This window comes from Segatella copri, assembly GCF_024330485.1.
Lineage (GTDB): Bacteria > Bacteroidota > Bacteroidia > Bacteroidales > Bacteroidaceae > Prevotella > Prevotella copri_L.
Map to the genome: position 1 here is coordinate 30,215 of NZ_JANDWX010000006.1, position 24,223 is coordinate 54,437.

At 35.9% G+C, this 24,223-nt stretch carries 45 protein-coding genes and 5 tRNA genes; 1 reads left to right on the top strand and 49 read right to left on the bottom strand.

All coding sequences use genetic code 11. The annotated features are described in order from the left end of the window. Nucleotides 1-35 precede the first annotated feature (35 nt). On the top strand, nt 36-950 hold the full coding sequence (locus NNC77_RS05250) for a helix-turn-helix domain-containing protein (protein ID WP_118416570.1): 915 nt from the start codon (nt 36-38) through the stop codon (nt 948-950). 729 nt (nt 951-1,679) lie between these two features. Here NNC77_RS05250 and NNC77_RS05255 read toward each other — a convergent pair. The 49 genes from NNC77_RS05255 to NNC77_RS05490 all read right to left on the bottom strand — a co-directional run bounded on the left by NNC77_RS05255 (nt 1,680) and on the right by NNC77_RS05490 (nt 24,219). Next, nucleotides 1,680-2,387, bottom strand: a complete 708-nt coding sequence (locus tag NNC77_RS05255) for a DUF2829 domain-containing protein (RefSeq protein ID WP_254970107.1) — start codon at nt 2,385-2,387, stop codon at nt 1,680-1,682. A 12-nt stretch (nt 2,388-2,399) separates the two neighbouring features. Beyond that, the gene (locus NNC77_RS05260; protein ID WP_254970106.1) at nt 2,400-2,615 is read right to left on the bottom strand and encodes a hypothetical protein; all 216 of its coding nucleotides are present in this window, start codon (nt 2,613-2,615) and stop codon (nt 2,400-2,402) included. Nucleotides 2,616-2,649: 34 nt separating this feature from the next. Next, nucleotides 2,650-2,898 (bottom strand): DUF4884 domain-containing protein, encoded by a 249-nt coding sequence (locus NNC77_RS05265; RefSeq protein WP_254970105.1) that lies wholly within the window; start codon nt 2,896-2,898, stop codon nt 2,650-2,652. 3 nt (nt 2,899-2,901) lie between these two features. Further along, nucleotides 2,902-3,162: a hypothetical protein gene (locus NNC77_RS05270; RefSeq protein WP_254970104.1), complete on the bottom strand. Its 261-nt coding sequence runs from the start codon at nt 3,160-3,162 to the stop codon at nt 2,902-2,904. Nucleotides 3,163-3,165: 3 nt separating this feature from the next. Then, nucleotides 3,166-3,438, bottom strand: coding sequence for a YopX family protein (locus NNC77_RS16685; protein ID WP_367398737.1), 273 nt, complete (start codon nt 3,436-3,438; stop codon nt 3,166-3,168). Nucleotides 3,439-3,531: 93 nt separating this feature from the next. Further along, nucleotides 3,532-3,783 (bottom strand): hypothetical protein, encoded by a 252-nt coding sequence (locus NNC77_RS05275; protein WP_254970103.1) that lies wholly within the window; start codon nt 3,781-3,783, stop codon nt 3,532-3,534. Continuing rightward, nucleotides 3,770-4,084: a hypothetical protein gene (locus NNC77_RS05280; RefSeq protein WP_254970102.1), complete on the bottom strand. Its 315-nt coding sequence runs from the start codon at nt 4,082-4,084 to the stop codon at nt 3,770-3,772. The genes NNC77_RS05275 and NNC77_RS05280 overlap by 14 nt, the downstream gene beginning before the upstream one ends. 2 nt (nt 4,085-4,086) lie before the next feature. Continuing rightward, nucleotides 4,087-4,302: a hypothetical protein gene (locus tag NNC77_RS05285; RefSeq protein ID WP_254970100.1), complete on the bottom strand. Its 216-nt coding sequence runs from the start codon at nt 4,300-4,302 to the stop codon at nt 4,087-4,089. 2 nt (nt 4,303-4,304) lie between these two features. Further along, entirely contained in the window at nt 4,305-5,222 is a 918-nt protein-coding gene (locus tag NNC77_RS05290; protein ID WP_254970099.1) for a hypothetical protein, read from the bottom strand. Nucleotides 5,223-5,246: 24 nt separating this feature from the next. Beyond that, on the bottom strand, nt 5,247-5,579 hold the full coding sequence (locus tag NNC77_RS05295; protein WP_254970098.1) for an acyl carrier protein: 333 nt from the start codon (nt 5,577-5,579) through the stop codon (nt 5,247-5,249). A gap of 171 nt (nt 5,580-5,750) precedes the next feature. Then, complete coding sequence (locus tag NNC77_RS05300; protein WP_254970096.1) at nt 5,751-6,194, bottom strand: methyltransferase domain-containing protein; 444 nt, start codon at nt 6,192-6,194, stop codon at nt 5,751-5,753. Further along, the gene (locus tag NNC77_RS05305; protein ID WP_254970095.1) at nt 6,172-6,939 is read right to left on the bottom strand and encodes a radical SAM protein; all 768 of its coding nucleotides are present in this window, start codon (nt 6,937-6,939) and stop codon (nt 6,172-6,174) included. The genes NNC77_RS05300 and NNC77_RS05305 overlap by 23 nt, the downstream gene beginning before the upstream one ends. Beyond that, a complete protein-coding gene (locus NNC77_RS05310) occupies nt 6,936-7,718 on the bottom strand; it encodes a radical SAM protein (protein ID WP_254970094.1) in 783 nt (260 codons plus the stop codon). The genes NNC77_RS05305 and NNC77_RS05310 overlap by 4 nt, the downstream gene beginning before the upstream one ends. A gap of 109 nt (nt 7,719-7,827) precedes the next feature. After that, on the bottom strand, nt 7,828-8,439 hold the full coding sequence (locus tag NNC77_RS05315; protein WP_254970093.1) for a hypothetical protein: 612 nt from the start codon (nt 8,437-8,439) through the stop codon (nt 7,828-7,830). Between the two features lie 28 nt (nt 8,440-8,467). Continuing rightward, nucleotides 8,468-8,608 (bottom strand): hypothetical protein, encoded by a 141-nt coding sequence (locus NNC77_RS05320; protein WP_254970091.1) that lies wholly within the window; start codon nt 8,606-8,608, stop codon nt 8,468-8,470. A gap of 4 nt (nt 8,609-8,612) precedes the next feature. Beyond that, nucleotides 8,613-8,783 carry a hypothetical protein gene (locus tag NNC77_RS05325; protein ID WP_254970090.1) on the bottom strand — a complete coding sequence of 57 codons (171 nt, stop codon included), beginning with the start codon at nt 8,781-8,783 and terminating at the stop codon, nt 8,613-8,615. 34 nt (nt 8,784-8,817) lie between these two features. After that, on the bottom strand, nt 8,818-9,048 hold the full coding sequence (locus NNC77_RS05330) for a hypothetical protein (protein WP_254970089.1): 231 nt from the start codon (nt 9,046-9,048) through the stop codon (nt 8,818-8,820). 17 nt (nt 9,049-9,065) lie between these two features. Then, nucleotides 9,066-9,758, bottom strand: coding sequence for a hypothetical protein (locus tag NNC77_RS05335; protein ID WP_254970087.1), 693 nt, complete (start codon nt 9,756-9,758; stop codon nt 9,066-9,068). A gap of 3 nt (nt 9,759-9,761) precedes the next feature. Then, the gene (locus tag NNC77_RS05340; protein ID WP_254970085.1) at nt 9,762-10,280 is read right to left on the bottom strand and encodes an Nmad5 family putative nucleotide modification protein; all 519 of its coding nucleotides are present in this window, start codon (nt 10,278-10,280) and stop codon (nt 9,762-9,764) included. 82 nt (nt 10,281-10,362) lie between these two features. Then, on the bottom strand, nt 10,363-10,896 hold the full coding sequence (locus tag NNC77_RS05345; RefSeq protein ID WP_254970084.1) for a hypothetical protein: 534 nt from the start codon (nt 10,894-10,896) through the stop codon (nt 10,363-10,365). A 375-nt stretch (nt 10,897-11,271) separates the two neighbouring features. Next, a tRNA-Ser gene (locus NNC77_RS05350) sits at nt 11,272-11,354 on the bottom strand. 164 nt (nt 11,355-11,518) lie between these two features. After that, a tRNA-Trp gene (locus tag NNC77_RS05355) sits at nt 11,519-11,591 on the bottom strand. Between the two features lie 185 nt (nt 11,592-11,776). Next, nucleotides 11,777-11,850 (bottom strand) — tRNA-Ile (locus tag NNC77_RS05360). A gap of 69 nt (nt 11,851-11,919) precedes the next feature. Next, a tRNA-Ala gene (locus NNC77_RS05365) sits at nt 11,920-11,993 on the bottom strand. 181 nt (nt 11,994-12,174) lie between these two features. Next, complete coding sequence (locus tag NNC77_RS05370; protein ID WP_254970083.1) at nt 12,175-12,384, bottom strand: hypothetical protein; 210 nt, start codon at nt 12,382-12,384, stop codon at nt 12,175-12,177. A gap of 69 nt (nt 12,385-12,453) precedes the next feature. After that, nucleotides 12,454-12,526: transfer RNA gene (locus NNC77_RS05375), tRNA-Met, on the bottom strand. A gap of 154 nt (nt 12,527-12,680) precedes the next feature. Then, a complete protein-coding gene (locus NNC77_RS05380) occupies nt 12,681-13,079 on the bottom strand; it encodes a ribonuclease H (RefSeq protein ID WP_254970081.1) in 399 nt (132 codons plus the stop codon). Nucleotides 13,080-13,266: 187 nt separating this feature from the next. Continuing rightward, nucleotides 13,267-13,797, bottom strand: a complete 531-nt coding sequence (locus NNC77_RS05385) for a hypothetical protein (RefSeq protein WP_254970080.1) — start codon at nt 13,795-13,797, stop codon at nt 13,267-13,269. Nucleotides 13,798-14,025: 228 nt separating this feature from the next. Continuing rightward, nucleotides 14,026-14,343, bottom strand: coding sequence for a DNA mismatch repair protein MutS (locus NNC77_RS05390; RefSeq protein WP_254970079.1), 318 nt, complete (start codon nt 14,341-14,343; stop codon nt 14,026-14,028). 364 nt (nt 14,344-14,707) lie between these two features. Further along, nucleotides 14,708-15,028, bottom strand: coding sequence for a hypothetical protein (locus NNC77_RS05395; protein ID WP_254970078.1), 321 nt, complete (start codon nt 15,026-15,028; stop codon nt 14,708-14,710). Next, nucleotides 15,025-15,480, bottom strand: a complete 456-nt coding sequence (locus tag NNC77_RS05400) for a hypothetical protein (RefSeq protein ID WP_254970077.1) — start codon at nt 15,478-15,480, stop codon at nt 15,025-15,027. The genes NNC77_RS05395 and NNC77_RS05400 overlap by 4 nt, the downstream gene beginning before the upstream one ends. Before the next feature lie 48 nt (nt 15,481-15,528). Further along, nucleotides 15,529-16,026, bottom strand: a complete 498-nt coding sequence (locus tag NNC77_RS05405; RefSeq protein ID WP_254970076.1) for a hypothetical protein — start codon at nt 16,024-16,026, stop codon at nt 15,529-15,531. Continuing rightward, nucleotides 16,023-16,436: a helix-turn-helix transcriptional regulator gene (locus tag NNC77_RS05410; protein WP_254970075.1), complete on the bottom strand. Its 414-nt coding sequence runs from the start codon at nt 16,434-16,436 to the stop codon at nt 16,023-16,025. Before NNC77_RS05410 ends, NNC77_RS05405 begins: the two co-directional genes overlap by 4 nt. A gap of 53 nt (nt 16,437-16,489) precedes the next feature. After that, nucleotides 16,490-16,729, bottom strand: coding sequence for a hypothetical protein (locus NNC77_RS05415; RefSeq protein ID WP_254970074.1), 240 nt, complete (start codon nt 16,727-16,729; stop codon nt 16,490-16,492). A gap of 3 nt (nt 16,730-16,732) precedes the next feature. Next, nucleotides 16,733-16,978 carry a hypothetical protein gene (locus tag NNC77_RS05420; RefSeq protein ID WP_254970073.1) on the bottom strand — a complete coding sequence of 82 codons (246 nt, stop codon included), beginning with the start codon at nt 16,976-16,978 and terminating at the stop codon, nt 16,733-16,735. Beyond that, nucleotides 16,975-17,142 (bottom strand): hypothetical protein, encoded by a 168-nt coding sequence (locus NNC77_RS05425; RefSeq protein WP_254970072.1) that lies wholly within the window; start codon nt 17,140-17,142, stop codon nt 16,975-16,977. Before NNC77_RS05425 ends, NNC77_RS05420 begins: the two co-directional genes overlap by 4 nt. Before the next feature lie 20 nt (nt 17,143-17,162). After that, nucleotides 17,163-17,909, bottom strand: a complete 747-nt coding sequence (locus NNC77_RS05430) for a hypothetical protein (RefSeq protein ID WP_254986864.1) — start codon at nt 17,907-17,909, stop codon at nt 17,163-17,165. A gap of 142 nt (nt 17,910-18,051) precedes the next feature. Then, the gene (locus NNC77_RS05435; RefSeq protein WP_254970070.1) at nt 18,052-18,333 is read right to left on the bottom strand and encodes a hypothetical protein; all 282 of its coding nucleotides are present in this window, start codon (nt 18,331-18,333) and stop codon (nt 18,052-18,054) included. Continuing rightward, entirely contained in the window at nt 18,320-19,312 is a 993-nt protein-coding gene (locus NNC77_RS05440) for a hypothetical protein (RefSeq protein ID WP_254970068.1), read from the bottom strand. Before NNC77_RS05440 ends, NNC77_RS05435 begins: the two co-directional genes overlap by 14 nt. Before the next feature lie 23 nt (nt 19,313-19,335). Further along, nucleotides 19,336-19,632 (bottom strand): hypothetical protein, encoded by a 297-nt coding sequence (locus NNC77_RS05445; protein WP_254970067.1) that lies wholly within the window; start codon nt 19,630-19,632, stop codon nt 19,336-19,338. A gap of 15 nt (nt 19,633-19,647) precedes the next feature. After that, nucleotides 19,648-20,169, bottom strand: coding sequence for a hypothetical protein (locus NNC77_RS05450; protein WP_254970066.1), 522 nt, complete (start codon nt 20,167-20,169; stop codon nt 19,648-19,650). 2 nt (nt 20,170-20,171) lie between these two features. Next, nucleotides 20,172-20,429, bottom strand: a complete 258-nt coding sequence (locus NNC77_RS05455; protein WP_254970065.1) for a hypothetical protein — start codon at nt 20,427-20,429, stop codon at nt 20,172-20,174. A gap of 6 nt (nt 20,430-20,435) precedes the next feature. Then, nucleotides 20,436-20,585: a hypothetical protein gene (locus tag NNC77_RS05460; protein WP_254970063.1), complete on the bottom strand. Its 150-nt coding sequence runs from the start codon at nt 20,583-20,585 to the stop codon at nt 20,436-20,438. Between the two features lie 286 nt (nt 20,586-20,871). Further along, on the bottom strand, nt 20,872-21,429 hold the full coding sequence (locus NNC77_RS05465; RefSeq protein ID WP_254970061.1) for a hypothetical protein: 558 nt from the start codon (nt 21,427-21,429) through the stop codon (nt 20,872-20,874). A gap of 7 nt (nt 21,430-21,436) precedes the next feature. Continuing rightward, nucleotides 21,437-21,730, bottom strand: a complete 294-nt coding sequence (locus tag NNC77_RS05470) for a helix-turn-helix domain-containing protein (RefSeq protein WP_254970060.1) — start codon at nt 21,728-21,730, stop codon at nt 21,437-21,439. A 125-nt stretch (nt 21,731-21,855) separates the two neighbouring features. After that, a complete protein-coding gene (locus NNC77_RS05475; RefSeq protein WP_254970059.1) occupies nt 21,856-22,191 on the bottom strand; it encodes a hypothetical protein in 336 nt (111 codons plus the stop codon). 164 nt (nt 22,192-22,355) lie between these two features. Continuing rightward, on the bottom strand, nt 22,356-22,961 hold the full coding sequence (locus NNC77_RS05480; protein WP_254970058.1) for a hypothetical protein: 606 nt from the start codon (nt 22,959-22,961) through the stop codon (nt 22,356-22,358). 11 nt (nt 22,962-22,972) lie between these two features. After that, complete coding sequence (locus NNC77_RS05485) at nt 22,973-23,593, bottom strand: DUF7222 domain-containing protein (RefSeq protein WP_254970057.1); 621 nt, start codon at nt 23,591-23,593, stop codon at nt 22,973-22,975. Further along, nucleotides 23,590-24,219, bottom strand: a complete 630-nt coding sequence (locus tag NNC77_RS05490) for a hypothetical protein (protein WP_254970056.1) — start codon at nt 24,217-24,219, stop codon at nt 23,590-23,592. Before NNC77_RS05490 ends, NNC77_RS05485 begins: the two co-directional genes overlap by 4 nt. Between the last annotated feature and the right edge of the window lie 4 nt (nt 24,220-24,223).

A 24,223-nucleotide genomic window follows, 5' to 3' on the forward strand; every position in this document is an offset into this window, starting at 1 on the left:
AGAACGAAGAGTGAAGAAATTTAAAAATCATATTAATGAAAGAACAGAAGGACGTCAGGCAGCGTATCGAAGAAGGTGAGTTCGCACAGAGTGCAGAAATCAGTGCGAGCTATCTGGATGAGGACATCTTGATTATAGATAATGTCAAGGTGTTGCAGAACCCCGATCCTATGAGATTCCAGATGAACATGATAGCATCCTGCCAGAGAGGCAGCCTGAGAGCTGAACTCAACGGGCGGGAACTCACCGTGGAGAAGGGCGATATATTTATCAGTCCGCCTAACTCTATTCTCGACATCAAAGAGGTGTCGGAAGATTTTGCATGCACAGCCATGTGTGTCAGCAATCACGGCTTGCTTGGTATTCTTCGTTCTCATATCTCGGTATGGAACCGTGCCATGTATGTGAGCAAGGTTTCGGTGTTGAAGATGAACGAGGTGGATATGGTATTCTATTCTAAGTTTACCGACTTGGTGCGCCTCTGTCTGGATCCGAAGTTCAACGACCGCAGTTCGTGGAAACCTTATCGCCGTGAGATAGTGGAGACGCTCCTGAAGAGTGCTCTTCTTGCTGTGAGCAATCTTTTGCTGACAGATCTCCCGAAAGAAACTTTGGGAACCAGTGCCAGCGATTTCTTTGATAAGTTTCTGGAGATGTTGCAGCAGAGCGAAATCAAGCATCAGCCTGTAGAATATTTTGCGCAGCAGCTTTGCATCACGCCAAAATATCTCTCCATCATCTGCAAGCGCCATTCCGGCAAGACAGCCATCGAGTGGATTACGGAGTATACGCTTGCAGATATCACCTATTATCTCCGTTCTACAACGAAAACAATCAAGGAGATTTCTGGTATACTGGGCTTCTCCAATACTTCATTCTTCGGTAAATATGTAAGAGAGCATCTGCACATGTCACCTCTGAAGTATCGTGAAAGTTTGAGAAAACAATAACAGCAAAATAAAAACTCGCAAATTCTAAAGAAAGAATCTGCGAGTTTTTTGTTTCTATCAAATAGGGTGGAGCTGGAGGGAATTCACTGCACACCGTTTATTTGTCTGATTGTCAATGCTTTATATTTTTACTGCATAAAAATTTTGTGCATAAGACTCATAAATCATCACGTCTGCGGTTCAACTTGATAGTGCAAAGATACTGATTTAGGTTTGAAAAATAACTATAAAGTTCTTATATTTTATGTTAAGTAACTATAATTAATATTCGATAACAATTAATATATGTATTATTATTGTTTTGTGTTCTTTTATGCACTAGATTCATAAACTGCATAAAAAGTCCCAATATACATAGCTAGACCATATATATTGGGACTTAAAATCACTTCTTCTTATGTTCTTTGAATATAGATATAATCTGTTCAATAACATTAATAGGAAGCTCATCGAAATAATCCAGGCATTCAACAAACTCTTTTCTTAACTGAGATCGCTTATATGCCTCATCAATTTCCTTTTGTAGTTCTGTGGTCCACGGTACAATGTGTTCGCAACACCAACTGTACCGTGGAGTAGGTAAACCATCTTTTCTGGCAAACCTTTTGTTTCCACAAATGATTTTCGTTTTCGTTGTTCTGCTAACTATGAGAACAGTCATCTTGTTCATGGTTGACAAAACAACTTTGTCTCCAGCAACTATACTATCCAACGACTCTTTGCACATGATCACTCCTCCATAACAATCTCCCAATCATCAGCAAAAATATCGCTGGAAGAAGCGGTCCAGGAATCTGCACGTCCAGACTTCTGTACAAGAAGCAACTGGTATGTATAATTAATGCAAGGTTGCTTACGTTTCATCAAGATATTCTTAACTTGCTTAGGAAGTGATTGCATTTTAGGTATAACATCTCCTTCTACATTGCAGCTAATCTGCTTGACAACGAACATACCCTTACCATTCCAGCCCTTACGTCTTACTGGCAATCCGAACTTTAATGCTTCGATAGCGATTCCAAATGGCATTCCTGGAAGATCACCAACAAACTTGTCGTTGATGCGCTGGCTCAAAATACAAGAGTATTGAGTCATTACCATACTCTGAAGAGTCAACAAGAATTTAGTGCCTTCTTCCTTAATCTTGCGGAAGTACTCACTTTCCAGGAATGCGGCCAATTTCTTATGGCGGCTTTCAACATCTTCCAGCTCAATATAGAGTCTGTTTACGTATGTCTCAGCGCACTTGTACGACTTCTCAAAAACATCCTTTGGAGACCAACTGTCATAAGTTGTTCCATCTGGATTGTTGTACTGTACGTGATAACCTGCCAGGTCAACCTTATCATTTGAAACTCTTGCCCAACCATTAGCTACTGCGACAGATTTTAACATAGGTTCTGCCATTACCTCTTTTGTTCCAATGTACTTTTTCATATCTATAATGATTTATAACTTTGCAACATTATGCTCGGCACGTACTTCAATGTCGCCAATGCAATATTGTCTTCCACTGAGAACCTTCATTTCAACACAGTCATACCCGCCGCGCTTGCAGCTTCCTATTACCTGAGCTTCAATCAATCTGCCAGCTCTAGTACTTGTACATTCAAAGAAGGCAACAATATCACCTTCTTTGAGTTCTTTGCCTCTAAAATCTTTCATATAATTTTTATTTAAAACATATTACAACTCTAACTTATTCGTTACACAGAGTTTCTACTCTGTATTCATCAGACTCGTTGTAGTGGCAAATCTTACCTGTCTTGTTTGTGAAATATACATACCCTCTTCCAGAATCATAGAAGCGATATACAGTTACACCGTCAACATTAAAAAGCTTTTCAACTTTAAAATTATCAACCGAATCTGTTACAGGAACCTTGGTTCCTCTACTGACGCAACTAGCAATTAGAATCGCCAGTGCAAAAAATAAAACTTTCTTCATACGCTACTTCTTTTTATCTCCAAATAATACGTGTCTTCGATAAGGGAAGAAATAGCAACATTCCCCTGGACACCACCAACTAGGAGCATCCTTCATACATCTACGACATATTGCAATATTCTTCTCAGCTTTTTTGTTGTCACGTTCAAACTTTCTTCGTTCTCTTCTTGAAAGAGGAGGATAAGGATAAGTCTCTTTCTTAAACACCTTAGCAGTTAAAGCATTCAGTTTTTGAGATACTTTTTCTAATATTGTTTTTATCATAAGCTACTTCTCCTTATCGAATTTATTACCAACAACTCTACACATTAGTTTTCCATTCCATTCAACATAATTAAACAAAGAATGAAGTGTTTCTTTACCATTATCGTCAATTGAGCGAATAAGGAAGGCTCCTTGGGCAAAAAAGATTTCTGCTTTACGATTACCTTCAATAATATCTCCTTCCCAAACTTCTTTTCCCTCGCAGTCTTTCAGTCCTGTGAACTGGCAGACTGTAGAATGGTCAACATCAGCTAAAACGACTTTATCCTTTCTTATATAAGTTCTTCCATCTTTGTGGAGTAAATCTCCTTAAACCCAGCTGTGAGAAGCAAGACATTTAGCTTTAAACTTAATTTCTCTTTCCATAAACTATTCATATAAAATTGTTACTCTTCTATTTTTGTTCACTTTTAGTATAGCCTCCTTTGCCTTGTCTATAGAGCAGAAAAAGCACTCTAAAAGGTCATTTGCGCCATAATCCCAATAATGGATAAGTCCAAAGAGCAATGTATGTTTCTTATCTACACGAAAAGCAAAGATTGGCTCATTCCAAGAATCATAATGTATGCCTTTAACAGCCTTGCTTTTACGATACATATCTACTATTCTATAGGTTGCCATAACTATTTTTCTTTAAACTCTCTTTAATTCTCTTCTCGTGACACTGAATCATACGTTTATAAAATTCTATCATCTTTTCATTAACGAAAACAGAATCATATTTACCTATATAGTAATCTCCATTTAAGAGTTCGCTGACGTGTATTCGCACAACGTCTTGCGTCCAGTTATCTATAAAAAGATAATAGGTTTCACGATTAGGATGTACCATAAGGTACTCGTAGTAGTGGAATTTATCATTTTTAATAAATGTCACTAAGCAACCTTTTGTTAACTGACTTATGTCTTTTAATACTTCCATACCTATTTCTCCTTTGCTTTAACGTTATACACTCCATCAATGACATCCACCTCGTAGCAATCGGGACAATAATGCTTACCATCTATCATTTCCCAATCAGAGTAGTCACTAATATCAACATCTTTGTTACTGAATAGTGCAGAGCAAGTATCTGTACCGCCAAATACTTCTCCGCATCTATCGCAAACAATCTGATACATTGTTATTGGCCTATACATAACTATTCTTCTTCTTCTTTTAAATTACTCTCATAGAATTCTTTTAGAAAACCATAGAACTCAATGACGTTATTGTTGTTGTCATTTTGACTACCACAACCACAACTTGGTACTCTATAGCCAATGTTTAATTTTGCTATTTCCATATCGAAAATGCTAAAATCAGAAAAGGCCTTTGCGATACCTTCTATGTCCCAGATATTCTTTTTATATGCGTTGAATCCAATATGCCAATTAAAGAAATAATCCGACAAAGATACTTTGTATTTGTATTTATCGGACAAATTAGAGCCAGTTTTTGATATTGTCTTATACTCATCTGGAATATCGTCTGGATTCTTTAAAATTGCATTAATGAGCATTGTGCTAAAAGCACTTTCTCCCATATTAATATGGTCAGCATAAATTCCGCATTTTTGCAGTAAGCAATTGAAATGCGCAATGTCATTGAAGAAATCAATACTACTATCCGTATCTGACTTACTAGCTAATTTTTCATATACTCCTTTATGCTCAATTATCAGACAAATGCGATCAGTTTGCTTTAATATGCTGTTCAAGCCTTCTTCAATTTCATCTGCTCCGTCTTTAATATATTGCTTTTCGTGCCCTAATATTTCGGCTAACGTATTTCTCCATACATTGGCTCTCTCAAAGAGATTTACAGAACTTTTAATATCGTTACACACACATCGTTTCCACGCATTAGCTGAAGGTGTGTCTTCTACATTTTCAATACCGCCATAATCATTGTATGTACCAAAAATAGGCAATGAAATAGGTGTTATTTGTGTTGTCGTATAATAATTGGCAGCACTAAATCCACGCTTATTAGTTACAACACATGGTATTGCAACTATTGGATCACCGCATCTGACATTCAGTCCAGACACAAATCCTGTAGTATTATAACATCCCATAATAGTTTCTATTTATTGTTATATTTAAATTTTACGTTCTATTGTTTTTATAATATCTTCAACGTTAACCCAGTTGGTTTCATCATCTCTGATAGGTACGCTGTACTCTTGCTCTAATCTTATGATCAATTCAACCAGATCAATATTGTCCATATACAAGTCATCTTCCAGTTTACTGTTTGGTGTGTCTGGATATACTGACAATACATCATATATTATTTCAGATATTTCTTCAAATAATTGTTGTCTCTTTTGTTGAGCCATTTGCTTCTTTAATTGAGCCACTTGATCTTCTGGAGAAATATCTCTATATGGAATATTTTCTGGAAGAAATGGTCCATAATCATCAATCCACATATCTTTATTATAGTCTAAATTACATCTCCCTGGCATGAACCAGGGAGATTTTGTTTGTTAATTACTTACTCACAAATAATAGCGAGTTGGCCACAAGCTGCACCGTTCTCGATTTCAGCCTTTGTTGCAATGGCTACAGCATAATCGTAGCCCATCTTTTCCAATTGATTCTTAATTGCATTCATACTTAGTAATCTCCTTTTCTTTAAATGATTTATAATATAATTGCTTAAAGCCTAACTTAATCAAAACATTGATGTAATCTCTATACTGTTTACTGATAAAGATTTCGTTGTTGTTGCCAACAAATCTATACCACAAATTGTCAAGAAATACATTTGTCTTGTAATGATCTTTATTGCAGTCAATGACAACTAGCTTCCCACCCACCTTCAGATACTTCTTCAAGGTTGTGAAGGTTCTCTGTAAGTCTGGGATATGATGAACAACGTTTCTTAGATAAAATACATCTACTGATTTTTCTCTAAGACCGAAAATCTCATCTTTCCCATCATACTGGAAGTCCAATTGTGGAAAGGTTGTTATATCGCAAGTTTTATATCCAGTCTTTGGATTATAGCCACTTCCGAAATCAATGCACAATTTTGTCATCATCAATATGATTGTTTCTTCTTACAAGTTCATTGTTCTTAACGGCCTTACAGTACTTTTCCCAATCACAGAAATTTCCAAGAGGAGTTACGATAATATCGCTTCTGTTGTACTTCCCATAATTGCCAAATACTCCAAATGTATGGCCATTCCACTTGTAATCATAAAATCCATATCCGTCATCGCCAACCTTTACAGAACCTTCTGGGAGTCTTATCTCGCCATATCTGGCCTGTAAATCTTCACAGACAATGCTATAGAAGCCATCTGACAGTATTGTTTCCAGCAGTTGTGGATTCAAGCTTTCTTTGCACTTAGGAATGTTTATTCTTGTGTTTGGAATAATCTCCTTGCACAGAAGTGCCATGTCTCTACGCCTTTCGTACTGTTCGATGGAAGATACGCTTATAGCGACCTCAGTTAATCCAGCATCTTTCAATGCTACAATGATGTCCTCATTAAGCAGTATTCCATTTGTAACAAGACAAATACCATCAGACGTATAGTTGCTGACTATCTTTACAATCTTTACCAGATCTGGGTTAAGCAAGCTTTCGCCTCCCATGATAGTTGCTCTTTTCAGAACACCAACCTTCTTCAATGTTTCCTCCATTTTATCACAATCAAGCCGCAACGGTGACTTGAACTTTTGATAGCAGAAGTAACAGTTTCCGTTTACTCCTGTGCTTTCGTTCATGTTGCAATTCAGATTTGTGATAATTCTATATCTGAAAATACCCTTTTTCATACCAAGTTAATTCCTTCTACAACACCGTTTCCGAGATGATTCTTTTCAGATATGTTATTCACATTGATAGGAGAGAGCTTTACAAAGAAATGATCCTTATCAAACCACTCCTGGAGTTTGTCTGCATCAAAGTCTGACGTATCTACAAGAGTAAGGTTGATTGTTGTCTTCAGATTGCTTTCTGTTCGAATCTGGCCAAGCTCCTGGATAGTCATCTTGTTCTTATAAGGAATCAACCAATTGCGCTTGTCATCATCAAATGAATGCAAGCTAATCTGCAATGTGATATTTCCTTTAATGAACGAGAAATCGCTTCCCTTGATACCAATTGTTGATACATAATGATGAGTATTAGGATATTTCTCTGTAATAATACGAATAGCCTCCTTGACTGCATCAATATTAAGGAACGGTTCGCCCATACGAGTGTAGTTAATCTTAAACTCTTTGGCCTTACTTGGATCGGCACCAGCCTTACTGATAGCAAACTCAACCTGTGCAACAATTTCTTCTGCTGTAAGATTGCGATAACGTTTCATGTTACCTGTTGCACAGAATTTACATCTTACTGGACATCCGCTCATTGTCGAAACGCCAATCATCCAGCGTTCTGTACGATCACCAAGCTCATTGTTGTCGAGCTTATTCTGATGTCTGCCAATAGCATCCTTAGTATAATAAGGTAAGAACGTGTCTGTAGTTTCTACCAAGAAACCATCTTCTAGTTGTAAACAATATACAACTCCGTTCTTAAATGACTTCTTTCTCAATTCTTTCATATTTATATTTTTATTTATAATTTATAGCAAAATAAAGCATAAGTGCAATTGGCACCACTGCTACTAGTATGCTTACTATATCCATTTACATGCCTTTATTAAAAAGTTATTACTTCACCTTTCTGATGCTTTCAGTAAATGTCTTTAGCCATTGTGTTGACTCTGCGGCTGAAGCAACAGCTTGATGGTATTGTTCAAGATGGTCGTTCATGTTTTTAACAAAGTCTGGACGGTTCTGCTGATTAGCTATCCATTTATCTTTTGGAATGATTTTAGTAACATGTATGTTACAGTCTACTTCAATACTTTCAAGAAGCTGACTTTCCATAAAATCTTTCACACCTTGATAGGTTGCTGATGGCACCACCCACTTTCTTACCTTTTCAAGCATGGATTCATATCTTGCACGCAAATCATTTTTCATCTTTGCGAACTCTTCGTTCTGTGCGTTCACCTCTTTAACATACTCAATATATTCTTTCTCAAGCTGTTCTTTAGATTTTGGATGACGTATAAACTCTATGTACTCAGCATTTAATTCATCATATCTCTTCTTATGGAAATCACTTGGTTCAATTTTGTCTGGAATTTCAAAGTCTCCAACATTTTGTTTACCTTCCCATCGAAGATATATACCGAAATTTCTTAAGCAACTATTTGCAAATTGCTCAAATGTTATGTCCTGGCCGTTATAAATCGGCTCTGTATATCTACTTGGCATAATCTAATTAATTTGTGTCCGAAGACAGTTAAACATCAATACTTTTCAGTTCATCGTATGCGTCTCTAATAGCATCCGCAATATAGTAACGATCTATATTTGGATTTTGTGGAACACTATAACACAATGCCTTTAATAACTCAAAACGTTGATTCTCTTGTAACTTCATATTTTTACTTAATTGTATCAAAGTTCTTCCAAGCCCAAGCTTCTGCTTTTGGCTTAGTTTTAAACTTTTTATCTTTCACTTCATGCCAAACTCCAAAAGGTGCTGTCTTATACTCAATAAGGAAAAGACCCTTTTCGATCTTGACAATTCTATATTCTAATATTTTTATTTTCATATATGTTAATTTGTGCCAGAAGGCAAGTTAATAACTACAATTCATCAAATTCTTCTTTGAATTTTCCAGCCCACTCATCAACAAATTCTTCAAGAGATTCTGCAAAATCATTTTCGTAAAACATAGCGTTTGCAAAAGAATCTCCGATTTCTTTTATTGTTGCCTTGTCAAGCATGCCAGCAGAAACAGCTTTTTTCAATCTTTCAAAAGCTGGGAGTGTTTCTTCTTGTAGCTGTTTTGCTCTTTTATAATCTTCAAGTTCCATACAATAATAATTGCTATCTAGTCCCACCAATGAGATTTCTTCTTCGTTAAAGCTTCAATCTCTTCCTTCAACTTAGCAATCTCTTCATCCTTCGTGTCAATTACGCCTTGAAGGTGAGAAACCTTTCCAGACTGTTCTGTCAAGTTGTATTTAAGACCAGTTATCTGTTGATCAAATCTAGCCTCCAGCTGCTTATAACACTCTTCTTTATATTTCTGGATGATCTCATCCTTTTCTTTATCAAGCTGATCCTTTCTTGCAAGATATTCTGTTTTTGCATTATCACATTCTTTAATGCTCTTGTTGATTTCATCTTGCATCTTGTTTTCAACCTTGATTCTTACGTCTTCAAAATTAACAAAAGATTCAGAAACTTCACCTTCAGCATCTTCTTTGTATGAAAATGCGTCACGAACATGTAATGCTGCACGTAAACTTTCGTATAATACTGTACTGTTAATTGAATTGCCCCAAAAAGGACTATCAAATCTTTTTCTTTCATAGTCCGTATATTTTTGAATCGTGTTTGAAATTATCTTGTCTATATCAAATTGAACACGACTCTTTACATGGACCGTTTTAACAATGGCTTTTGATGAATTCTTAATAGCCTTAATGTTTTCTTTCAGCTCTGCACATTCATCTTCAGCCTTTTGTTTTGCCTGTCTGAGCATATCATACTCAGACAGGTCAACTTGTACTATAGCCATATATTACTTCTTGTATTTGCGCAACGTTTTGTTTATTGTTTCAATAGGAACTGAAACAGCAGTTGTCGTTCCTTTTTGATACTTCTTTGCAAAAGGAGCTGCATCTGGGAACTGCTCAATAACTCGTTTGATCGTTCTGAGAGAAAGTAGGGTTGATATAATTGATTCCTTTATCTTTCTCTTTTCTGAAATCAAATTGCTGATGTCTTTCTCCATCTTTACGATGTAGTCGTACTGTTCCTTTGTACATTCATAGCGATATGAACGATTATTCAAAGGAACCTTAAAAGGTTCAACACTCACATAAATTTGTGCATTTCCATTGCACAAATAAGCGTTAGACAAATGCTGGAAATATTCTTTGTGAGCTTTGTATTCTTTCTGAATTGATACAGGAACATTGCCCAATATAATAAGCGTACAGTACTCCTTCATTTTAGTTTCCTGCGCAATCTGATGATCAACCATAGGTTTTATCATCTGGTCGGCAATTTCTTCTGCAATAGCCTTTGTTATGTTCATAATTTTATTGTTTATCAGTTTATAATTCATTAAACAAAAAGGCTGGAAGGCCGTTTATGACTCCTCCAGCCCGATCTGAAATTTATTTTGTGTACGCTTCAAGAAAATCTACTCGATAAGCGAAAAACTGTTCATATTTACCAGACAACGTTACAAGACACTCACTCAAATCTGTACCAATGACATAAATGTTACCGTTGCCGATATACTTGCAAAAGCCTATGATTGAATTCCAAGGCTTGTGTGGATTTGTGACCAAAGCGTATGTAAGACCATATTGCAAATCATTCACATGTACCTGTTTGTTATCCAAATGGCAGCAAACTGGCTTGAATTCATCTTCCTTGTAGTTGCTCTTGACAAGGTTGACAATGTTGTTAGCCTTGTTTGTAAATGCGACTACGTTCATAAAGTTGAACCCGATATGGTCCCCAGACTTCACAAATGTTAGCAAGTTGGTTTTAAACTCAATAGCGTTATCATTAAACAACTTCTTGTTGAGTTTGTCGGAAACTGACTGTTCATGCTTGCTCTCTTCTACTGCTGCCAATAAATTGCAGAGATGATACAAGAATGCGTCAACTTCCTGTTGTCCGTTTCCATTTAAAAATTTCATATAAAAACTTCTTTAATCAATATGCGAGATTAATTCATCAATTTTGTTAGTTACCTCACACGGATTCGAACCATGAATAACAGAACCAAAATCTGTTGTGTTTCCAGTTACACCATGAGGCAGTATTTCAACATACTGGAGAAAGCGAGATTACTTATGATCAATAAGCCAAATCAGCAAACAGATCACGATAATGACCAATGCGATAGCTGCTGGAATCCAGAGCGGTGCCAACACCCATACCCATGACCAGGCAATTACGTTGCATAACTTTAAAACGATGAATGCTACGGTTAACAGGCCGCACAGACCTATTCCACCACTGTTTGAAGAAGAATTTTGACTCATAATATAATATGTTTTGATTAATAATTGCGGAGAAAGAAGGAATCGAACCTCCGATACATTTCTGTATTACTCGTTAGCAATGAGCTGCCTTACCACTCGGTCATTTCTCCAAAAACAGTTATCACGTCAATCAAAAAGGAGCTATACCGTTTGTGGTACAGTTCCAGTGGGATATGCAATATTGCTTGCTACAGCCATTTTGCAATACCATTTTACAGCTTTCTTGATAAACTTAATAACTTTCATCTTTCAAACAATTTAATTAAACATCTAGCACAACAGGATGGACTCGAACCATCAACCTTTAGTTTTGGAGACTAACATTCTGCCAATTGAAATACTGTTGCAAATAAAAACCTGGGAGCCATCACTCTCCCAGGTTAGTAAACATCAAACAATAAACAATAAAAATAAAACTATCAACCTTAAAAAATATGAAAACAAACTGCGGAACTGACAGGACTTGAACCTGTGACCTGCTGATTAACAGTCAGCTGCTCTGACCAACTGAGCTACAGAACCGTTTTATTTGTGGAACAGGGAAGACTCGAACTTCCGACCGCTTGGATATAAGCCGAGCACTCTAACCAACTGAGCTACTGTTCCATTTAAGGCAAGTTTCACAACTTACCTTAAAATTTAAACCATGTTACACCATTTATCCAATAAGCAATGTGGAGAAGGTGAGATTCGAACTCACGACTTTCTGGATGCAAACCAGACGCTCTAGCCAACTGAGCTACAACCCCAAAAGCCGCATACGTGCGGCTCAAACATTTAAAATTTTATCGTATTATGGCAAATACATAAATTCTTGGGCTATAACTGGGATTCGAACCCAGATGTCATGTGCGTTGAATTGACAGCCATTCTTCACTTCAAAATGCGTGTCTACCACTTCCACCATTATAGCCTTAATATGTTTAATTCTTACTGGAAGAATTTCGAGAACGACTTGATAGAACTTACGTTGTTCTTCTTCATCTGAGCTAACTCATCGTTTCTCTTCTGAAGATCACCTATCATCTGATTGTTCTGCTCGATCTCGTGATCAATGTCAGAGTTGAGCTTTTCAAGATCGTCCTTTGCCTGTGAGAATACCTGTAAGATACTATCACGTCTTGTTTTAAAATCGTTCATATATATAATGCGTTTAAATTGTTAAGCTTTCTCCAATATGTCAAAGATCTATTTGCACAAAGTGCGTTGTTGCGGAGGACGGACTTGAACCGTCGACCTCCAGGTTATGAGCCTGGCAAGCTACCAACTGCTCTACTCCGCAATATAAACGTTCAGCCTTCAATCAAGCGAGATTTATGAAGAATAGACGAATTGTCAGCTGAACGTTGTTGTTATCCTCAATCTTTTTACAAACTAAATACCTACCAAACGTTTAAATAGAAAAATAATGCTATATAATAGTATTCAGCCCAAATTTATTTATTACCAAAATCAGCAGGCGTTTCTCCCCACTCACGATTATTCCAATGCCTAACTTCTATTGTGTCAACATCCCAAGAGAAGGCTTTGAGAAAAATTTCTGCTTTCTGAAGGTCTCTGCATTTTTTCTTAGATGCTGTCTTCTTGTTTTTAAACCACGATATAGCAGTCATACTGTCCGTATATATAACTCGTGGCCAATAGTCATTCTCGATTATGTACTTAACAGCTTCTACCACACCCAGGAACTCACCGATGTTAACGGTTTTGTTTCCTAGGTTTTCATAAAAGATTCGTTTTCCAGTCTTCAAGTCTATTCCTTGAAACTCTGTTACCTTATTCTTTGTGGAATGAGCTGCGTCTGTAGCTATACCTTCTGTTGGAATATTGAACATAATATATCAGATTTACCAGAATTCAGTTGGAGTAGGGATTGGTATTCCTACATCTTGATTAAAAGTATTCACAACCTTTGATTTAACCCAAAATTTAACTGGGTACTCTCCAGTTGCCAATGCCAGCTTGATAGTGACGTAATAGGACATTCTACCATCAGCCTTTATGCAAGCCTTTTTACGCTTTCTAGGAAGCTTTCCTCTTCTGCGACACTGGAACATAGTAACCATCCCTTTCAAACTGCTTCAAAAGAGCATAGCCAGTGTTCTTGAAATCGTCAACTACAGTCAACAGATCCTTAATGTCCTTTCTCTGCTCCAGAACCTTAATAAAACAATTGATGTCACGAACAGAATCACGCTGTCCATCCATTGGGTTGAAAACAAGTTTCTTGTTTCCAAACTTCACGTGAACCTCATAAACCGCATTCTTTACAACAAATGTTTCGATTGTTGCCTTAAAAGCGTGAGGATCTGCTTGAACTACAATGTAGCCAGCGTTCTTATCCTTCATAGGTATCATCTCAACATCGTACAGAATGCCACCTTCTATATAAGGAATGATGTCACGAGTCACAACACATACCTTCTTTGGTGCTGGATCATCCTCATGTACACCTCTGATCATTCCGTTAACCTTGTTGATAGATACGAACCCAACCCAGTTTCCTGTCTGGTCAGATTTCTTGAACTTCAATTTAGTCTTAATTCTGTTCATATTTATAATCAATTTTATATTTTACGCAATAAAAAACCACGCAACTCATTCAGAATTGCGTGGCAAAATTATAAAAATACTTTGAACTGACAAAGTAAATTAACTAATATTTTTAACTTAACTTTCTGTAAACCAGTATTTTGTGATTTGTGTAAACTAAACAAAATACTTATTAAATATGGTTTAATATCAAGTGTTTAAGATTTTTTATATATAATATCGAAAACATCAATAATCTACCTCAATATCTTCCATTATTTGTTTCACTTTTGGAATGGAGAAATTTCCGCAATCATCACGGTATTCGACAATATACATATTAACAAAGTCAGATGATAAGCGTGCCATCACTTCAGAAACTTCATTATCTGGGAATCCGCACAACTTAATACCATCTTTCTCCAATAAAAGATAGCCACATTTCTCACTCAGTTTTGCTGCATCTTCTTCGCAAGCTTCATATCTGGAGCCTACATGGAATAACAACAAGCTGTTTGCGTGTGTTCTTTTGTAGAACTTGTACGCATCTAAATACAGATTACCCATAACAATAAAATTTAAATTTTGTTAGACAAGCATTTATCACATAGTCCTTGATTTCTCATAAACTTAATCCTGGAGATTTGCTTACCACAACAGGTACAATAATACGGCTTTTTCCGTTTGGTATTGATTATATACTGTATCTGTCTAACATCTAGGTCATAGATTCCAGCAAGTTTATTGTACACTTGTGTATCTGTAAACTTCTTTGTTTTTAGTAAGGCATCACAGTCATGTCTAATTAAGAAATCTCTGACTGATTTTTCATCTAGCAGTCCCATATCTCTCAGTCTTATGACATTGATATATGGGACGGAGCTTTCATCAGAAATCTTCTGCGCATACGAATCGAAAACTTCCAAGCGACTCATTTACTCCTAATTTTAACGATAATATCCACAGATTTGGAATCTTCTATCTCTGCTATTTTGTTGAAAGAATCTTCCAGCATAGCCAACATGATACGATTGCTATCCGCATGTGTCATAGTTGACCAATCAATTTGTAAGTTATCGGCCATATCTTGAGCCATCTTGTAAAACCTGCTTCTTTTAGGTATATCTGTTACATTGTAGATTTCCTTCAGTCTGCGGTTAAACAAGATTTTGCTCAAGTCAAAGAACTCGAAGAAAGCATCCAGTGTCTTCTTGTGTTCTTTTGGATCGGCCTTCATGTTGCTTTTGTTCATTTTCGTTTTCTATATTCAGTTTTTGCATGTAAGCAAATTAAACTGACAATAAGTACACCTATAACAATTATAATGGATTTCAGTGTCTCGTGTTCATATATATAATACGGTATATATGTAATCACACCACATAAAAATGGTATAATTATTGAAGCTGTACTCCAAATAATTACATATTTTTTATGTTGCTGCTTTACTACCTTTAATTCATTATTTGGCAATGTACAATAATATTCTTTTCGTTTTTTGTGACATATATAGATAATGAAAAATGCAATAAAATATGCAAGCCACAAGATCAATGAGTATACGTTACGCACAAAGCATTCAAAAAATCTTATGATGTAATTATTTTCAACAGACACAACGACACCACCAATATGCCATAACAACAATAATTGTAATGGCATAAATGACATGACTATTGCCTGTCCTCTATCGCTTGGTGTCATATTCTTATATTTCCAAGATGACTTTTTAAAAATACTAATCATACATTTTTATTTTCTTATATTTGCTTTTGCAAACAAATAAATAATACCTGCTATTAACCAACCAATAATAGTAAGGGTTGATTTAATTGTTTCACTCTTTTTTATAAATTCTTCAAGCATCATAAAACCAATGCCAATAAACGGTGCGCTTACAACGAACAGCCCCCACATAATTACATATTTTTTATGCTGCTTCTTGATAATCGCCAATTCTTCTGCTGATAACGTATCATAATATTTGTGTCGTTTCTTGATATTTATGTATAAGAGCGAAAACACAAAAATATATGCAAGCCATATCCATAACGATAACTGGCTTTTGACAAAGCTTTCAAAATATGTTTTAATGTAATGGCCATCATCAGTATGGCCAATTACACCAATTATATGTAATGTAAGTACTGCTGTAATTGGAAGCAAAGGCAGAACTATAGTTATGCCTCTTTCACTTGGCGACATATTCTTATATTTCCAAGATGACTTTTTGAAATTGTTATTTGTCATACGCTTTCAATTTTTATCTTATACCCAAAAGCATCAACAATCTTAAGAAATAAGTCTACACCAACAGTAGAACGTGCTGTTTCTATTTTCGTAATAGTAACAACATTACTTCCTATTTGTTTTGCCAAAGAATACATAGACATATCTGAATCACGTCTTTTAGTAACCCATGATCCAAACTTTTCTACACAATCAAGCACATCTGTGTTGCAATTGTTAACTAATTGCAAGTTGCACCCAATAGCCTTCAAATATTTAAATATATTGCCCATAGAATAAGAGTTAACAGCATCTTCAATTCTATTTATCTGAAGCGATGTTAACCCAGTATCTTTAGATACCTTATATTTGCTAATATTCAAAGACTCTCTTTGGCATTTTAGTGTATTTGAAAAACTTATTCTATCCATTGTATATTGTTTTTATGCAAAGGTAATAAAATATATGATAGCTACCAAATATTTTAGCGTTTTTTAATTATATTCTTTTCAATGAACTCACACACCTTGTCAATCTGATCTCCAGCATCTTCCATAAGTTCAACATAATCTTCCATTTTTGAACCTCTTTCTGAGCACTGCAATCCAACTGGCATGTTGTCAAAAGCATCCTGTTCATCGTTCTTAACATCTTCCAGAAGGTCTTTTGCTTCTTCAAGAGATGCTATAACGTCTGAGAGTCTGTCTCTTCTTTCTTTGTTCATATACTATATTTTAGTTACTTCTACTGTTCTCAACTCTCCACTATACCCCAGTTTACGAAGAATTACTACAAGCAATTCTGCTGGGATATAATTTAAAAACGAGCTATCTTCCCTTAGTAATGATTCAAGATTTTTACAAGCTACATGAGCTGGACAACTCTTCTTGTCAACAACACATTTTCCTGTATATTTATCCTTTCCATTAACGCAAAGGGAACATGGATTATATTTTAATGAATTCTTAATCATACAACAATCAATTTTGTAACACGAAGTTCTCCATTGTAACCTCTTCTTCTCAGCTCTGCAAATAACTGAGAATCTTCAAAATCAGCTAAGGATAATGTAGCTTTTGATCCTTGCTGTGAAATGTAATTTTCTGGGCGAATGTTTGATGTTGCTTTTTGTGCCATTATACTTATTTATTTAAATGTTATTTATATGCTAAATTATTATCATATTTGATGAACTGAGAGAACTTTTTGTCACTTGCGTCAATAATATTGCATACAGTCTCTCCATTCCATTTTGTATATCTACTGAAGAATGCTGGTTTCCATGTTTCTTTATCCGTGTTGCGGACAAGAATCATCTCTCCAATCTTAAGTGACATATCTTTTGTTATTGCTTTCTGGAAGCAGAACAAATTCTTGTTCCATGTCATACCAGTCTTTTCAATCATACCGAACAGCAGTTTCTTTTGTTCTTCGGTGGCTGGCTTGATTCTACCATGATTACAACTAATACGCCATGCTTTGTTATATTGCATGTCAAGTTCTCCATTGCTATCAATTCCAGCATACGAACGGTATCTTGTAACGTTGTCAAACTTATTATGCCACTTACCAGCATAGATGAAAGGCAAATTGTCCTTGCATGTAACAATATCCCCACCTTTGAACTCATTATCTTCAAGATTCCACACGTTCTTATATTCAGTTGTCTTGATAGCATCGGCATAAAACATATCTGCTGGGTGTGGGGCGTTTTCTTTGGTGCCATTCTCGTACCAATCGTACAATCTGCCAAGTCTTTCGAAACAACCACCTTCAAGACAATCATTTTTCATACGCTCAAAGAAAGCCTTCTCTTTTCGAAGATCCTCATAGCTAGGGAATACTTCAACTCTGATATACTTTTCCTTATCTTCTCTGCGGAAAATAAAGATACAATCTTTCATAGGGTAATTTCCTATTCCCCAAAAAAGACCTTCAGAACAGTCTTGAATATCCTTTACATTAGATTGCTTGAGAAGTTCCTGTAACTTCTCTTCAGCTGTATTTGCATTTTCAAACATAATGGTTGATGTTTAATTGTTTATATTATTGTCTGTCAAATTCCTTGTTTAATTTTACCAATTCCTTTTCTGCTTCTGTTCTCATACGTTTTCTATGAGCAAGACCATCTGCATATCCGACATCATATCTGTCTGCCTGTTGATATTTGTCAAGTTCAAACAATAAGCTGTCAGTCCTGTATTCCTGTTCTTTTTCACGTAATCTGGATGAAATCAGAAGCTGAAGGTATACAAGCACAAGTACAGCTATTGTTATAGCCATAATTACTTGTGCTTTATATTTGAAGTCTAATTTATCTTTCTTCATCTTTTGGTGCTACAATAAAAGTATCAGATAAGTCAGAATAACCTGCAATATCATCTGGGGTGATTTGTCTTGCTGTGTATGTATCATCTTCAACACAAAGAACTGCATATTTATTCCTGTTCTGAGTCAGTTCGTAAGAGTTCATAATAGACCAATTCTTTGGAATCTTGTTACCATTAATAGCCCATGATTTACAGTCTTTTGGATCGTTGAATGTAATGATTCCAGCGTCTTTCATTTCCTTTCTGATGGCCTCATAACGTTTAACAATTTCTTCTTGTTCCTCCGTTAGCCCATAGTTAGGATATTTCTCCTCAACAACTTCTTTCACAATATCACGATCTGGATTCTCTTGGTATATTTTGACAACTTCCATTAAATCTAGGCCCAGATATTTCTTGCGAATTGCTGAAACAATTTCCTGGCAGCATTCTGACATTACCTTGTTGTAATGTGAACTATGATCCAAGTAAAAAGCTTCGTTCAACAATGACTTGAAGAACATCTTTGTATATTCTGTTGGAGTGTTATCTACCATTGTGTACAAATCGTGATAACCGTACTCATCTGTGATAGCTTGTATAATGTTAATCATATCGTCAATCATTAACATGTCATCTGGAAATTCCAGAGATAACATGATTGAATCTATAGGGGAGTCTGTAACAACTGGCTGCAAATCAATAGCCTTTGTGTTAGTAACACAATCTTCAAATGTCACATCTTTAATGATAACCTTTAAAGATTGCTCTTCAAACATAAATGTAAGAACAGTGTGATTACCGTCATTCTTTATCATCATAGGAATGCCATTAATAGCTTTTGATTTAATGAACTGGCACAATGACTTGTCATCATTTACCTGCATTGATATGATATTCGAATTCTTATACTTTAGATATGAGTATGACACAACATTAATTTCTGCTGCGCCAAGTGCATAAATCTCAAATCTTAATGTTTTGTTTTGCTCTTCCATAAATTATATAATTTAAATGTGAACTATTTCTTTGACTCCTTCAACATAAACGCCAGGTAATCCTCACGAGAATGCTTAATTGCATCTGTAATATCCTCTTTCAGAAGATTGGTTCGTACAAGAGGAACGCCATCAAATGCAAAATACAAAGAGCCATCAAACTCTTTAACCTGGATCATTTCATCTCCATCTGTAGCGATTTTCTTCTTTAAGCGTGCCTCTCTTGCAGCAAGCTCACGCTTCTGTCTCTCTTCAGTACTTTTGATACTTGATGCAACGAAATTGTTAATTGCATTTTTGATATTTGTAAGAATTTCCATTGTTTATTGAATGTTTTATAAGTTTGATATTATTTTTAATACTTCTGCTTTCTTTGGTTCATTGTCATTTGAATCAAGATAAATGTTTACGTAAATTCCATCTGGAGAAACGTCTCCATTTTCATATTTCTTTCCAGTTACCTCAACATTAAGGTTTGGATGCTTGACAGTTTGATTATCGACTCCGCACCACCAATCCCAAAGATCGTCATAATGGTCTAAATCTATAAGTTCTTCGATAACTCTTACGACAAAGATTTCATCGTCATACTTGAATACAACATCAATATAGCTAATTGATTTCACCAATTCATCCAAAGCACTTTTCTTATGAACTTCATCATCACTTGTAAGAACTTGAATCTCACCGTCTGCTAGTCTGAAGAAAACATCTTCTTCAACCTTATTCATAGTTTTCATATAAAGTTGATGGGCATCTTCCAGGCTTAAGCCATCAGCAGGTATATATGCCAATGTTTCTCCAATACATACATCACTTCCGAAGTATGTATTTAAAATATCTTCCAATGTTACCATGATTAATCACGTTCTAAATATTCTACAATATCATCCTTGCTCATGTTGAAGTGTTCATTGTCCAAGAAAAAATAAATACTATTATCTATCTTTTCTGCTTCGCTATCACTATATCCAGAATCAGAATCATATATAGCATTCTGTAATTCCTCTGTAGATACGTTTACTCGCATCGCATCATTGGTGCCAGCAAACAGGATAATTTCTTTTACAGGGTAATCCTTACCCTTGTAAGTCACATTATAATCAACTTCACCCATAATCAATTAAATGTTAATTCCACGATATGAAAGTTCGATCTCTACAGCCTTGATTTTCTCAAGATTTTCTGCATCTTTCTGAACATTGTACTCTCTAACGACTTCCTCGTCATCCAACTTAATAATTGCTTTCTTATAATTTTGGATATTATTCATATTTTTATTGTTAGAACCACACTAAAATTCTTGGAGTTTCCCAATAATAATTGAACATAGGAAACGCTTCTTTTAACGTGATTAAGATTTGACCTATTACAGTTTTTATATGTCTTATCTTTAGATAATTTTTCGTTACCAAATAGTCTCTCCCAGACTTAAGTCCAAGCTGGGAGAGAACCGATTTCAAAAACTTTTTTATATTGTTTTTTACATCGTAATATGACGTTGATTTGAAATCAATTTCGGTAACGTGTTTTTTTACACGTTTCCTTCTCATAATTGACTACAAATCCTGTTCGTAATTGTTATAATATTCACGCCAGATGTCTGGGAACTGCGTTACCGCATATTCTGCCAGCTCAAGAGTTTTGAAGGCAAGCCGAGGCACGATGTCCCAAATCGAAGCACCGAAACCGTGCCTCGCAACAACGCAACCAGGCGCACAAGCAGAGCTTGCCTGCAACTCGTGTTTGCCAGAGATACCGTCTTTACGAATCCAATACACAAAGTAGCACTCATGCTTATCATAAGTCTCCTTAGTAAGCTCCCAGCCTTCATTCAAGGCTTTCACTATGCACAACACCTTGACGAATGCCTTAACGCAACGCTTGTCACGTTTGTTGAAGACCTGGAAGGCGTTAATAGCCTTCGACATGTCATTGATGTCTGACTCCTTCATGTTAAGTGCATCCATGACATCCTGCCATGTCTTGATACGGTCCGTCACCTTGATACTAAAATCAACATCTGGGAAGAGCTTCTTCAAAGTCTCCTTTGTCTCTTCCGAACCTGCTACATAAGCAGCAATTGCATTCTGCTTAGAAATTTTTAATTCTTCCATTGTATAATTACTTTTTAAATTTAATTTTGCCTTCAAGATAGAGTTCCATCTTTCTGGCACGATGTTTCTGTTTGATTGCCTTCCAGTATTCTTTTGACCGTTTCTTTGCTGGTTTCCGTACTGGAGGCGTTATTATTGATTGTACGAGTCTCTTACTGACGTTGAACATTGTGGCAATCTTGCGTTGGCTAAATCCTTGCTCGCTTAATACCTTGATGGCCTTACGCTGTTCTACTGTAAGTTTGGCCCGATTATCAAATTTTGTTCCTTCTAATTTAATCTCTTCAATCTTTAACGGCATTTCGTTTTTATTGAAGAATAGGATAGGAGGTTGTGTAAAGGTGTGAATAGCTGTCCGCTTTTTAATGTTGTTTAACAAAAAGACCGAAATAGCGCAATACACTAAATCGGTCTTCGATTATATAATTATGGATCACATTTCCAGTAGCCGAAGTCAGAACCATCTCCTGGATGGGCACCAAAATAATACCCTTCTGGAGCATAACTATCTGCTATTTCAAACAATTCATTACAGAACTCTGTTGCATCTTCAGTGTCCCAAAACTTACTACATTCGCCTTCTTCTTTTGCATCCATTGCAATGTTATACAACGAATCTTCATCTTTCTCCATTTTCATTAATTCTGGAGTCTGACAAAGCATTGCTACGAGTTCTGGTATAATGTCACAGTTTCTATGTGTACCGTGAATAGCAGATTGCTCTAACTCTATGTTTAATAATTCACCTTTGCTTATTAACATACTAATATTGTTTTAAGTTATATCGCAGTCCGTTTTCAACAAACCATTTCTTTAAAGACCCATCTGGTTTCATAACCTTATCGGCATCTACCGTTATTGTATGTATGGCACCTTCTCCACGTTTAATCTCAGTTCGTGTAGGATGCCTCCAGTATTCAACAACTCTAGACATAGGCTTTCATTTTCTGTGAGACAAACTCATCAATCAAGTCATAATAACTCATGTTCTTTGGGTTCTCTGTATAATCATAATTGCCATACATTTTCATAAACTCCAAAGCCCAATCACGTATCAATGATTTGATTTTTTCTCTATCACTTTGACATACATCAAGTTCTTGCATTTTTGACAGGCATTCAACTGAAATCTCCTGTGCAACATCAACGTATCTGTCATTGTGTGCCAAAAGAACCTCATTTCTTGTGAGGTTCTGATTCTTTGGCAATTCAACGTCTGGAAGCATATCAATGATAAATGTCACTTGTCCTGGAATAATTTCATCCGCAACAAAGTCACCATCCTCACCTTCAACAACATGTCCTTCAATCATCAGAACTTTGTTCTCATTGAAGTACAGACGTTTTACAACGATGTCAAATGGGTTAGCAATAGCGTTGCCTCCCAGCATACCAATGATGGGACAATTATCATCATTGTCCACGTCAAACGTATATTCTCCACCGATTGCTGAAATGATCGTGTTCAATTTGTTCTGTTCGATTGAAGAGACCATCTTAGCTAATTTGAATGTATCTACTTTATTTTCCATACCTTATTTCTTTAAAAGTCATCTGGGAACAGCTCACGTGCAATCTTTGAAGCAAACTCTTCATAGCACAGATGACAAACAAACATATATCTTGGAAGTGTATTCTGCTTGTTCTGCTGTATTGGCTCACCAAGCTCTTCTTCCAAATCTGTCACAAAACCTTCCAAATCGTCCATGTGCTCAATATAAAACTTTTTAGTTTCATCGTAATACATGAACATATTTGTTACACCAGACAAGCAGCCTCCTTTCATCAAGTCTTGGAAATACCCAATCAATTGGTCATATCCATCACATCTGTATGCAATATCTTCAATGAAAGAGTCCGTAAACCCTTTCTTTTTATTGAAGATTTCCAATGCTGTGTCTGTCAACAATTGCGTGACAAATGTCAACGTATCTGGAAGATCATCGCATGTTATCTTGTGATATGGGTTAGATGAAAACAGCTTATCCCAAATCTCTTGCCCTTTCAGTTCCAACAAATACAAGTATTCGTCTTCTCCTTGTTCAACGTTGGCCAATGAATACCCCATCTCATTAAACAGCCAGCTAATATATTTAGGGTCATACTGTAAATGGTCCTCCAAAAACTCTTTGAACCATGATTCAATATATTCTGTGAAAATCATCGTAAATCATTTAATTTAAATACCTTACCATATTTCAACGCAATGTTGTAGCAGTCAATCTCTTCATCAGCGCAATAATTTCTTATTTCTGCTGCAAGAGATTTATTTTCTGCTACTTCTACCAGAGTAGGGTAGAGGAGTACTAAAGGTGACTCATCTAAACCATTCGTAACTTCAATAGCAAAGCCATCATAAAATTCAAACGTCAAATCCTCTTCTTCGTTTGGACCAAACATATCACAATCAACAATGAGCATATCATCTGTTATTTCTGGCTTTTCTTTCAGTTTTACCTTAATGTCCGTGAAGAACACTCTGTCAAGAATGTCTCCATGTCCTTCTTCTGTCATAGGAGAAGCTTGCATGCAAACCTCTCCAGACTCATCCATAAAGAACTGGAAGTCGAACAATTTGTTGTACATTGACTCAACATTGCCCAAAATCCACGGACCATCATCACTAAGAATTTCACCCAACTGAACATCATCACAGTTACATTTAATATTGTCATGCCACACTTTGTCTAACTCCATGTTAAATGTAATGTGCTCAATGTCAGCGTTTTGGAACTTCTTAAGTCCCTTCTTTAAATGGTACTTCTTAAGATTTTCGTTTGTACGTTTCATAATT

Bases quoted from the DNA above. Each gene is read 5' to 3' on its own strand.
- NNC77_RS05250 (WP_118416570.1), top strand. From the start codon at position 36: ATGAAAGAACAGAAGGACGTCAGGCAGCGTATCGAAGAAGGTGAGTTC.
- NNC77_RS05255 (WP_254970107.1), bottom strand. From the start codon at position 2,387: ATGAAAAAGTACATTGGAACAAAAGAGGTAATGGCAGAACCTATGTTA.
- NNC77_RS05260 (WP_254970106.1), bottom strand. From the start codon at position 2,615: ATGAAAGATTTTAGAGGCAAAGAACTCAAAGAAGGTGATATTGTTGCC.
- NNC77_RS05265 (WP_254970105.1), bottom strand. From the start codon at position 2,898: ATGAAGAAAGTTTTATTTTTTGCACTGGCGATTCTAATTGCTAGTTGC.
- NNC77_RS05270 (WP_254970104.1), bottom strand. From the start codon at position 3,162: ATGATAAAAACAATATTAGAAAAAGTATCTCAAAAACTGAATGCTTTA.
- NNC77_RS05275 (WP_254970103.1), bottom strand. From the start codon at position 3,783: ATGGCAACCTATAGAATAGTAGATATGTATCGTAAAAGCAAGGCTGTT.
- NNC77_RS05280 (WP_254970102.1), bottom strand. From the start codon at position 4,084: ATGGAAGTATTAAAAGACATAAGTCAGTTAACAAAAGGTTGCTTAGTG.
- NNC77_RS05285 (WP_254970100.1), bottom strand. From the start codon at position 4,302: ATGTATAGGCCAATAACAATGTATCAGATTGTTTGCGATAGATGCGGA.
- NNC77_RS05290 (WP_254970099.1), bottom strand. From the start codon at position 5,222: ATGGGATGTTATAATACTACAGGATTTGTGTCTGGACTGAATGTCAGA.
- NNC77_RS05295 (WP_254970098.1), bottom strand. From the start codon at position 5,579: ATGTGGATTGATGATTATGGACCATTTCTTCCAGAAAATATTCCATAT.
- NNC77_RS05300 (WP_254970096.1), bottom strand. From the start codon at position 6,194: ATGATGACAAAATTGTGCATTGATTTCGGAAGTGGCTATAATCCAAAG.
- NNC77_RS05305 (WP_254970095.1), bottom strand. From the start codon at position 6,939: ATGAAAAAGGGTATTTTCAGATATAGAATTATCACAAATCTGAATTGC.
- NNC77_RS05310 (WP_254970094.1), bottom strand. From the start codon at position 7,718: ATGAAAGAATTGAGAAAGAAGTCATTTAAGAACGGAGTTGTATATTGT.
- NNC77_RS05315 (WP_254970093.1), bottom strand. From the start codon at position 8,439: ATGCCAAGTAGATATACAGAGCCGATTTATAACGGCCAGGACATAACA.
- NNC77_RS05320 (WP_254970091.1), bottom strand. From the start codon at position 8,608: ATGAAGTTACAAGAGAATCAACGTTTTGAGTTATTAAAGGCATTGTGT.
- NNC77_RS05325 (WP_254970090.1), bottom strand. From the start codon at position 8,783: ATGAAAATAAAAATATTAGAATATAGAATTGTCAAGATCGAAAAGGGT.
- NNC77_RS05330 (WP_254970089.1), bottom strand. From the start codon at position 9,048: ATGGAACTTGAAGATTATAAAAGAGCAAAACAGCTACAAGAAGAAACA.
- NNC77_RS05335 (WP_254970087.1), bottom strand. From the start codon at position 9,758: ATGGCTATAGTACAAGTTGACCTGTCTGAGTATGATATGCTCAGACAG.
- NNC77_RS05340 (WP_254970085.1), bottom strand. From the start codon at position 10,280: ATGAACATAACAAAGGCTATTGCAGAAGAAATTGCCGACCAGATGATA.
- NNC77_RS05345 (WP_254970084.1), bottom strand. From the start codon at position 10,896: ATGAAATTTTTAAATGGAAACGGACAACAGGAAGTTGACGCATTCTTG.
- NNC77_RS05370 (WP_254970083.1), bottom strand. From the start codon at position 12,384: ATGAACGATTTTAAAACAAGACGTGATAGTATCTTACAGGTATTCTCA.
- NNC77_RS05380 (WP_254970081.1), bottom strand. From the start codon at position 13,079: ATGTTCAATATTCCAACAGAAGGTATAGCTACAGACGCAGCTCATTCC.
- NNC77_RS05385 (WP_254970080.1), bottom strand. From the start codon at position 13,797: ATGAACAGAATTAAGACTAAATTGAAGTTCAAGAAATCTGACCAGACA.
- NNC77_RS05390 (WP_254970079.1), bottom strand. From the start codon at position 14,343: ATGGGTAATCTGTATTTAGATGCGTACAAGTTCTACAAAAGAACACAC.
- NNC77_RS05395 (WP_254970078.1), bottom strand. From the start codon at position 15,028: ATGAACAAAAGCAACATGAAGGCCGATCCAAAAGAACACAAGAAGACA.
- NNC77_RS05400 (WP_254970077.1), bottom strand. From the start codon at position 15,480: ATGACACCAAGCGATAGAGGACAGGCAATAGTCATGTCATTTATGCCA.
- NNC77_RS05405 (WP_254970076.1), bottom strand. From the start codon at position 16,026: ATGACAAATAACAATTTCAAAAAGTCATCTTGGAAATATAAGAATATG.
- NNC77_RS05410 (WP_254970075.1), bottom strand. From the start codon at position 16,436: ATGGATAGAATAAGTTTTTCAAATACACTAAAATGCCAAAGAGAGTCT.
- NNC77_RS05415 (WP_254970074.1), bottom strand. From the start codon at position 16,729: ATGAACAAAGAAAGAAGAGACAGACTCTCAGACGTTATAGCATCTCTT.
- NNC77_RS05420 (WP_254970073.1), bottom strand. From the start codon at position 16,978: ATGATTAAGAATTCATTAAAATATAATCCATGTTCCCTTTGCGTTAAT.
- NNC77_RS05425 (WP_254970072.1), bottom strand. From the start codon at position 17,142: ATGGCACAAAAAGCAACATCAAACATTCGCCCAGAAAATTACATTTCA.
- NNC77_RS05430 (WP_254986864.1), bottom strand. From the start codon at position 17,909: ATGAAAGATTGTATCTTTATTTTCCGCAGAGAAGATAAGGAAAAGTAT.
- NNC77_RS05435 (WP_254970070.1), bottom strand. From the start codon at position 18,333: ATGAAGAAAGATAAATTAGACTTCAAATATAAAGCACAAGTAATTATG.
- NNC77_RS05440 (WP_254970068.1), bottom strand. From the start codon at position 19,312: ATGGAAGAGCAAAACAAAACATTAAGATTTGAGATTTATGCACTTGGC.
- NNC77_RS05445 (WP_254970067.1), bottom strand. From the start codon at position 19,632: ATGGAAATTCTTACAAATATCAAAAATGCAATTAACAATTTCGTTGCA.
- NNC77_RS05450 (WP_254970066.1), bottom strand. From the start codon at position 20,169: ATGGTAACATTGGAAGATATTTTAAATACATACTTCGGAAGTGATGTA.
- NNC77_RS05455 (WP_254970065.1), bottom strand. From the start codon at position 20,429: ATGGGTGAAGTTGATTATAATGTGACTTACAAGGGTAAGGATTACCCT.
- NNC77_RS05460 (WP_254970063.1), bottom strand. From the start codon at position 20,585: ATGAATAATATCCAAAATTATAAGAAAGCAATTATTAAGTTGGATGAC.
- NNC77_RS05465 (WP_254970061.1), bottom strand. From the start codon at position 21,429: ATGGAAGAATTAAAAATTTCTAAGCAGAATGCAATTGCTGCTTATGTA.
- NNC77_RS05470 (WP_254970060.1), bottom strand. From the start codon at position 21,730: ATGCCGTTAAAGATTGAAGAGATTAAATTAGAAGGAACAAAATTTGAT.
- NNC77_RS05475 (WP_254970059.1), bottom strand. From the start codon at position 22,191: ATGTTAATAAGCAAAGGTGAATTATTAAACATAGAGTTAGAGCAATCT.
- NNC77_RS05480 (WP_254970058.1), bottom strand. From the start codon at position 22,961: ATGGAAAATAAAGTAGATACATTCAAATTAGCTAAGATGGTCTCTTCA.
- NNC77_RS05485 (WP_254970057.1), bottom strand. From the start codon at position 23,593: ATGATTTTCACAGAATATATTGAATCATGGTTCAAAGAGTTTTTGGAG.
- NNC77_RS05490 (WP_254970056.1), bottom strand. From the start codon at position 24,219: ATGAAACGTACAAACGAAAATCTTAAGAAGTACCATTTAAAGAAGGGA.